The 7,353-nt window shown below is 40.1% G+C and carries 8 protein-coding genes; all 8 read left to right on the top strand.

Annotated features, from left to right (window positions below; genetic code table 11):
* The first annotated feature begins 261 nt into the window (after nt 1-261).
* The 8 genes from def (at nt 262) to B853_RS15760 (ending at nt 6,735) form a co-directional block, all read left to right on the top strand.
* Nucleotides 262-765 (top strand): peptide deformylase, encoded by a 504-nt coding sequence (gene def, locus B853_RS15815; RefSeq protein WP_128826925.1) that lies wholly within the window; start codon nt 262-264, stop codon nt 763-765.
* A 144-nt stretch (nt 766-909) separates the two neighbouring features.
* Nucleotides 910-1,473 (top strand): hypothetical protein, encoded by a 564-nt coding sequence (locus B853_RS15810; RefSeq protein WP_038887471.1) that lies wholly within the window; start codon nt 910-912, stop codon nt 1,471-1,473.
* A 732-nt stretch (nt 1,474-2,205) separates the two neighbouring features.
* Nucleotides 2,206-2,556, top strand: a complete 351-nt coding sequence (locus B853_RS15795) for a hypothetical protein (RefSeq protein WP_050569017.1) — start codon at nt 2,206-2,208, stop codon at nt 2,554-2,556.
* Between the two features lie 138 nt (nt 2,557-2,694).
* Complete coding sequence (locus tag B853_RS15785) at nt 2,695-3,342, top strand: HAD family hydrolase (RefSeq protein WP_038887472.1); 648 nt, start codon at nt 2,695-2,697, stop codon at nt 3,340-3,342.
* A 172-nt stretch (nt 3,343-3,514) separates the two neighbouring features.
* Nucleotides 3,515-4,168 (top strand): hypothetical protein, encoded by a 654-nt coding sequence (locus B853_RS15780; RefSeq protein ID WP_128826923.1) that lies wholly within the window; start codon nt 3,515-3,517, stop codon nt 4,166-4,168.
* 11 nt (nt 4,169-4,179) lie between these two features.
* Nucleotides 4,180-4,836, top strand: coding sequence for a hypothetical protein (locus tag B853_RS15775; protein WP_143700800.1), 657 nt, complete (start codon nt 4,180-4,182; stop codon nt 4,834-4,836).
* Between the two features lie 262 nt (nt 4,837-5,098).
* A complete protein-coding gene (locus B853_RS26700) occupies nt 5,099-5,233 on the top strand; it encodes a hypothetical protein (protein ID WP_004743042.1) in 135 nt (44 codons plus the stop codon).
* A gap of 371 nt (nt 5,234-5,604) precedes the next feature.
* The gene (locus tag B853_RS15760) at nt 5,605-6,735 is read left to right on the top strand and encodes a DUF4238 domain-containing protein (RefSeq protein ID WP_038887753.1); all 1,131 of its coding nucleotides are present in this window, start codon (nt 5,605-5,607) and stop codon (nt 6,733-6,735) included.
* The last annotated feature ends 618 nt before the right edge of the window (nt 6,736-7,353 follow it).

Raw genomic sequence — 7,353 nt, 5'->3', positions numbered from 1 at the left:
TTTCATTGAATAGCCGCTTTGAGACTACGCCTGACTTAAATGCATCAAAGCACATAAAGTTTGTTGTTCGCAAAGTTTAGTTCGGCTTAAAATTGTCGCTCGGTGCCTCGCGACTAACAAACTGCTCAAGAGGGATTCGCAACGCGTGGCATTTTCACTATGCGTTGAATTTAGTGATTAAGGTGGTTTGCGGCGGCTTCGGTATTGCGTTGCTCACCCCTTAGCAGGGCGTTATGAGCTTCCAAGAATTAGAAGGAAAATATGGCAGTTTTAGAAATTCTGACTGCACCGGATCCAAGGCTTAAGGTCAAAGCGGAAAAGGTGCAAGATATTACGACGGTACAAACATTAATAGACGATATGTTGGAAACGCTATATGCGACTGACAATGGTATCGGTTTGGCGTCGACTCAAGTTGGTCGTAAAGAGGCAGTTGTTATTATCGACCTTTCAGAAAGTCGAGATGAACCGTTAATTTTGGTTAACCCAGAAGTGGTTAGTGGCTCGGATAAAGCATTGGGCCAAGAAGGTTGTTTATCAGTTCCTGATTACTATGCGGACGTAGAGCGTTTTACTTCAGTTGTTGTGTCTGCTTTAGATCGCGAAGGTAAGCCAATGACCATCGAAAGTGATGAGTTTCTAGCCATCGTAATGCAGCACGAAATAGATCATTTATCGGGTAACTTGTTTATCGACTACCTTTCACCACTTAAGCGTCAAATGGCTATGAAAAAGGTTAAAAAGTACGTCAAAGCGCACTCTTAACCCCGCTCATAACAATAAATTTAAGCAGATTCGTAACGCTCGGCATTTTTACTTTGAATCAGCTTCGGTGTTTACGACACAATGGTTTAGGTGGGTGGTAGCGTTACTCACTACTTAATTTGGCGTTATGTTTAAAGGATAAAAATGTCAGCTATCAACAGTGTGAGTCTCTTCTTCGCGATATATTTTGGTATTTCCATCATTGTATTTAGACTGCCATTTGATATGTCTGGTGCGTATTTTGACTTCATCGTTTATCGGTTTTTGCCTGTTTGTACAGCTTGTTACTTGGCATTTGTAATCTTTGGGAAAGTGAATGGAAAAAGTGTATGGGCAGTTATGGCTCATAGACTTAGGCATAAAGCAGGTTTCAATCGATGGCAGGTGTTAATATTCTCTGGGCTTTTTGCATACCCGATTATCGCAATTCTTCTATTGCCATTTTTCCGCGTTTTATTAATTACTACGATTTTAACAGGGCAAGGCTATTGTCATGTCGGCAAACTCTCAAACGCTGCCGAGGGTAGGAGGGTTATGTTTGGTCTTAGTGACATCACGATTGAAGCCCCTCAGTCGAATCGTACTTTTTGGTACCCTACGAAAAAGCTGATGCGAGATAGCATTGATATAGGTAGCACGGTTGAAGCTTGTGGTAAGCAAGGTTGGCTTGGGTTTTACATTGAAAAGGTCTCTGTTCATGGGAAATAAACATAACAAACTGTTTAAGAGTGATTCGCAACGCGTGGCATTTTTACTATGCTTTGCGTTTAGTGTTTAAGGTGGTCTGCGGCAGCTTCTGTATTGCGTTGCTCACACCTTAACAGGGCGTTATGTTTACTTTTAATTCAAAGGCCTAAAGGTTTCAGGCTCTAGTTCTTTATCCCTATGGCAGTTCGTCCCTAGTAGACTCAGCAAATCAGCATTGTCGGTCTAAGTTCTTGAATCTCTCAGCCCGTAAAACATGCCAAGATTCGTGGGTTGCTTCATTGTCAGGTCGAGCAGGGTAGGTTTAAGTGTCTCTGGCTTAAAGTCGCTTTGAGGTTCTTTACCAAGCAGCATCCTACCTTGGCAGTAGTCTCGGCAATTTACCATTGTCTTGCGCTGTTGTGGGAAGAGACTAGGGTAGCTGTTGAATGTTTATCGTGTTGCCTCATTGGGCAGGGAAGTGTTCATACTTGTTTTAGGTTGGTCGCCTTTGGTGGCCAAGTTGATTCTAGCCTTGTGGCTTGCTTCAGAAAACTAGTTAGAAATAGCAGTTCTTTCTCAATTAAATCATGCGTTTGTGGTAAAACATAACAAACAATTCAACAGTGATTCGCAACGCTTGGCGCTCTCACTTCGGGTTGAGTTTAGTGTTTACGGTGCAGTGGTTAAGTTCAGTGTCTGCGCTGCTCACACGTTAATTGGGCGTTATGTGGTAAAAAATAGGAAAGTATACAGATGCAGAAGCTTTGTAAATATCGATTTCATTGGTATGAGTTGGATCAAGCTCTGAAGGTTGGAGAAGTTACTACCCTTAGCTGTATTCGAGATAGTATTCCTTTGGAAATACACAGCGGATTTATATCGGGTACCTCTATTGTTAATGTTAATTGTAAAATATTATCTATTTATCATTCAGATTTAGGTTACTTAGAAGATATTGATACAGGTGGTTTAGAGTATTGTCTGACGCTCATTGATGGTAGAAAATTAAAAGTGGAAGCCGAAGAAGACCCAGGTAATGTTTATTCTTTTCCCATTCAGCCAAAAGCTTGGGATTTCCAAGTTTTGATCGAAATTACCACATAACAAACTGTTTAAGAGTGATTCGCAACGCGTGGCATTTTCACCATGCGTTGCGTTTGGTGATTAAGGTGATATGCGGCGGCAACGGTATTGCGTTGCTCACACCTTAACAGGGCGTTATACGAACTCGAAAAATTTAACATGGAGAGTGAATTGAAAGATTATGAAGTTTATCTGTTCGATATGGACGGAACATTAGTAAATTCAGAGCCTTTAAAGGGTAAAGCGTTAGCATTAGCGTGTTTGGATTATGGCGCACACGTAGACCACAACATTTACAAAGATGTTATGGGTGAAAGTTGGCAGGTTGTAACGGGTCACTTCTTTGATAATGCAAATATTGCTCCTGACTTAACAGAGTTTAATTGCTACTTTCGAGCTCATTACGAACAGATGCTCAATGATGAGCTTGAGCTAAATGTTGGGGCTAAGGCTTACATAGAACAGTTAAAACTAGCAGGTAAAAAGTGTGGAGTTGTTAGTTCAGCAGCAACATGGATGGTGGATAATATTTTAATCTCGTTGCAGCTAGAGAATGCTTTTGACCTAGTTATCACGCAGGAGCACGTAACTAAGCATAAACCTGACCCAGAAGCCTATACTTTAGCTCTTGGTAAATTAGCTGCTTCACCTGACCAAACAATTGTGTTTGAAGACTCCACTGCGGGTATTCGTGCAGCTAAATCTAGTGGCTGTGACGTCATTGCTGTTAAGCATGGCTTTAATGGCAAAAATGATCTAAGTGGTGCAGTTAAAGCAATCAGCACATACGATGAAATGTTCGTATAACAAACAATTTAAGAGTGATTCCCCACGCTTGGCATTTTTGGTTTGGGTTTAGTTCAGTGTTTACGGTGTCCAAATTGAGTGCTGTGGTAGCGTGGCTCACACCTTAATTGGGCGTTATACAACCAGAATTGACTCGGTCGACTGAATATATGAAAAATATTGGAAGCATTTGATGAGCAAGAAAGACAAAATTATTCTATTCATTGGTAATGCAGATACAGAGGCTGCTACTGCTAAACTCCATGCAACTGATAAGTTGTATAAACGTAAAATGTTGGAGTCTAGTATAGAAAACTGGCGCAGTATCTCATCCTACTTCGATGATTACGATGTGACGTGTGCTGTTGTTAAGTTGACAAAGGTTGCGATAGATACACTTGCACATCACGAGTACTCTGCTATTGCGAACGAATTGTTGAGTAAGCTATCAAAAGTGCCGAATTTGATACTTGCCCACGAGGGTTTAATGCTAATAGACCAGGCTGGTGATGATATTGATGACGATCACTATTCGTTTTTTGAAGCCCCGAGTGCTGATGTTTTAGAAACGGTATATGCGCTATTCAACGAGTATGACTTAAGAGTAACACCATATAAAAAGAATGCTGAGTTAAGCGTCTTAACATCTTCTTTCATAGAAAAAAATGAGCACAACCTCATTTTTAGAATATACGTTCCTGCAGAACGCATATGGGCTAGCGAGGCGGAGAAGCTACTTGAACTTTTTCGTGGCTATCTTCAGAAAGTTGCGGGGTTTAATGCGAGACACGACCAATATAAAACCAATAATGGTGTAATTCATGAGTTTTTGGTGATGACAATGTAGCTTCATCTTCGTTGTCATCAAAATTTGAAGAGTTTTCATCATTTATGGATGCTTGTGTCCAAAACCCTGAAGTTGCAAAGTTATCACTCTCAGGAAGTAATTTAGATAATCGTGAAGTAATAGATTTAGTCTCGAAATATGCTAAAGAAGCTCGTCGAATTCAGGTCGACTTGAAGCATGAGAGAGAAAGAAAATTACTTAATATTCGACATGAGTTAGAGTCTGAACTAACTGAGTTTGTTGTCGCTCAAGAGGATTTAATCGCACTTGAGAGCATAATCGAATCTAGTATTCCTATGCCTAAACGTATTTCCAATGTTCTTCATGGTTTAGATAGCCCATCGCAGTACGGTGCTGATCGAAACGTATTTATTAATTCGCAGATTATACAAACAGCGAATGGAGTAATTGCAAAGGAAATATCTGGTACAGTGAATCTACCCCCTGAAGCACGAGAACTGCTAAAAGCTATAGAGTTATATGCGGGGTGCGATAAAACAGAGTTAACCTCGGCTGTCCATGAGCTAAGTGATAGTAGTGTTCCAGAAACAGATCGTATTACTGCAAAGCAGAAACTAAAGGGCTTTTTAATCTCAGCTAGTGGCAGGCTTGGAGATGTAGCGACCGGAATTTTGCAAACATTCGTCGAGGGACAAATCGGACTTTGATGCGATGTTTGTATAACAAAGCATTTAAGAGTGATTCGCAACGCGTGGCATTTTTGCTATGCGTTGCGTTTAGTGTTTAAGGTGGTATGCGGAAGCTTTGGTATTGCGTTGCTCACACCTTAATGCGGCGTTAGTTTGCAAGAGGAAAAACGCAGCTATATCGCACGATCAAGTGGTAAAAGCTTAAAGTCTAAATTGTCGTATCGGCGTTCAATTTCAGTGTTAACTAGCGTGGTGAAAATCCAAAATTGGCATCGTTTCAATGGTTGATTTGTTCTTTGGTGCGGTGGCTTATGGATTAACTGAGTTGAACTCTTTTGCTGAAACTCTGCTCGTTGTGTTTGTTGGTACAAAAGCAGATTTACTCGCTGAAATGGCGTTTTCTCTGGTGTGGTAAATTCATGTGGTTTCAGTGACTTTGTTGAAAGTCCGCATTGTGAGATTGGTTCTCCAAAAGTGCTTTTTGGTGTTGTGAGTTCGTTTTCTGTGGCGTTGTTTGTTCCACGTGGTTTCATTGAGTAGCCGCTTTGAGACTACGCCTTACTTAAATGCATCAAAACACATAAAACGTAGTGTTTGCAAAGTTTAAAATAACGTAAAATCAATGCTTTGGGTTTGCAAGCTAACAAACTGCTCAAGAGGGATTCGCAACGCGTGGCATTTTCACTATGCGTTGATTTTAGTGATTAAGGTGGTATGCAGCGGCTTCGGTATTGCGTTGCTCACCCCTTAGCAGGGCGTTATATGCTTTCGGTAAATGGAGGTTTCATGGCACAGAAAACAGATCAGCATTTAGTTCCAGCTTGCTATTTAAGGTCGTTTTTAGCTGACATATCAGATTTACAAAAAAATAATCCGAAAATGAAATCTGGAGTATTTGTTAGCTCAAAAACTCTAGACTCAGGGTGGAAGATGCGAGGCGTAAATCACAGTATATTTACGGTAAATAAATTTTACAATCTTCCGGAGGATGACGAAAATGAGCCGATAATTGAAAACTTCTTATCTACGGTAGAAAGCTCATATCGTAAGTATCTTACAAAAGTAGAGAATCGTGAATTGACTAATGAAGTAATGTCCTTTCTCTCATATTTTGTGACGTTACAGCATATTAGGGTGCATCGTTTCATTCGCTCTATGCAGGGGACGTGGGATGACATTGCTAAATATTGTAATGATATTACTGGTGATAATAATTATACAAAGTTACTTTCTGATGTTGTTAAAAGACAAATACCAACAATAGACTTAGGTGGCATCGCTCACCCAAACTCTAGAATCGTATATAATCATACCAAGTTTAAGTTTGTTACATCAGACAATCCTGTTATTAGGAAAAATGTAAATAAAAACGATCTAAGTCGTATTTTACCAAAGGAGATTATTCGATTTGATGTGCCCGAGTCATATGAGTCAGTTCTGTTCTTTTTTCCATTGACACCAAGTATCGCATATATTTCATGTGATTTAATAGTTTCCGAAAATGAGGTTGATTTTTATGATCGTCATTTGGAAAAGATATTTTATTTGAATTACTACTCAATACTAAACGCTGATGACAAGGTTTACTCATCTATAGCTGAACCAATAAATGGGGAAGTTGAACTATCTAGGCATCTTAAAGACCTAAAGTCCAAAGGGCAGTATATTAAAGTCTATACTGAACTATACAGATTAAGGATAGATGGTGAGCTAATAGAAAGTGATGGTAACATTTTGAGGTTCAAATGTTACCATACTAATGAGTTATCCAAACTTGCTAGAGGTGATAAAGTTTCTTTAGTTGAGGTAATCAGAGATGGTAAAAGTATAGTTGGTAAGCGATATTGTTCGATACTGGAAATCGACAATGTTTCTGGTTTGGTTTCTTTTGAATCAGACTTCAAGTTACGCATATAACAAAGCATTTAAGAGTGATTCCCAACGCATGGCATTTTTCATTCCAATATTGAGTGCGGTGTTTACGGTGGTAAGGTTGGGTTTCGTGGTTGCGTTGCTCACACCTTAATGCGGCGTTAGTCGCCAGAAAAAGCTAGCAGTCAAAATCACGTTTCTAAGCTTAAAATTTGGCTGATGATCGTTTGATACGCAAGTGCGTCGGCGATGCTCAAAACTCAGTTTCAACTGTTTCAGTCCAAAGTTTTGTAACTGTCCTAGCGGTTGTTTTGTTCTTTGGTGCTTACAGATCAGGGCAATCGAGAGTCTGTTTTCGGTTGCAACTCCGCTCGGTGAGCTTGTTGGGTATAAAAGCCGATTTACTCGCTGAAATGACGTTTTCTCTGGTGTTGTAAGTTCCACGTGGTTTCAGTGGCTTTGTTGAAAGTCCGCACTGTGAGATTGGCTTTCCAAAAGCGCTTTTTGGTGTTGTCAGTCCGTTTTCTACGGCGTTGTTTGTTCCAAGTGGTTTCATTGAGTAGCCGCTTTGAGACTACGCCTGACTTAAATGCATCAAAGCACATAAAGTTTGTTGTTCGCAAAGTTTAGTTCGGCTTAAAATTGTCGCTCGGTGCCTCGCGA

Source organism: Vibrio rotiferianus CAIM 577 = LMG 21460, from assembly GCF_002741985.1.
Lineage (GTDB): Bacteria > Pseudomonadota > Gammaproteobacteria > Enterobacterales > Vibrionaceae > Vibrio > Vibrio rotiferianus.
Note: the sequence above shows the minus strand (reverse complement) of the source record. Positions and strands in the feature narration are given on the sequence as shown.

Coding starts and splice junctions, on each gene's coding strand:
- B853_RS15760 (WP_038887753.1), top strand. CDS start 5,605: ATGGCACAGAAAACAGATCAGCATTTAGTTCCAGCTTGCTATTTAAGG.
- B853_RS15795 (WP_050569017.1), top strand. CDS start 2,206: ATGCAGAAGCTTTGTAAATATCGATTTCATTGGTATGAGTTGGATCAA.
- B853_RS15785 (WP_038887472.1), top strand. CDS start 2,695: ATGGAGAGTGAATTGAAAGATTATGAAGTTTATCTGTTCGATATGGAC.
- def (WP_128826925.1), top strand. CDS start 262: ATGGCAGTTTTAGAAATTCTGACTGCACCGGATCCAAGGCTTAAGGTC.
- B853_RS15810 (WP_038887471.1), top strand. CDS start 910: ATGTCAGCTATCAACAGTGTGAGTCTCTTCTTCGCGATATATTTTGGT.
- B853_RS15780 (WP_128826923.1), top strand. CDS start 3,515: ATGAGCAAGAAAGACAAAATTATTCTATTCATTGGTAATGCAGATACA.
- B853_RS26700 (WP_004743042.1), top strand. CDS start 5,099: ATGGTTGATTTGTTCTTTGGTGCGGTGGCTTATGGATTAACTGAGTTG.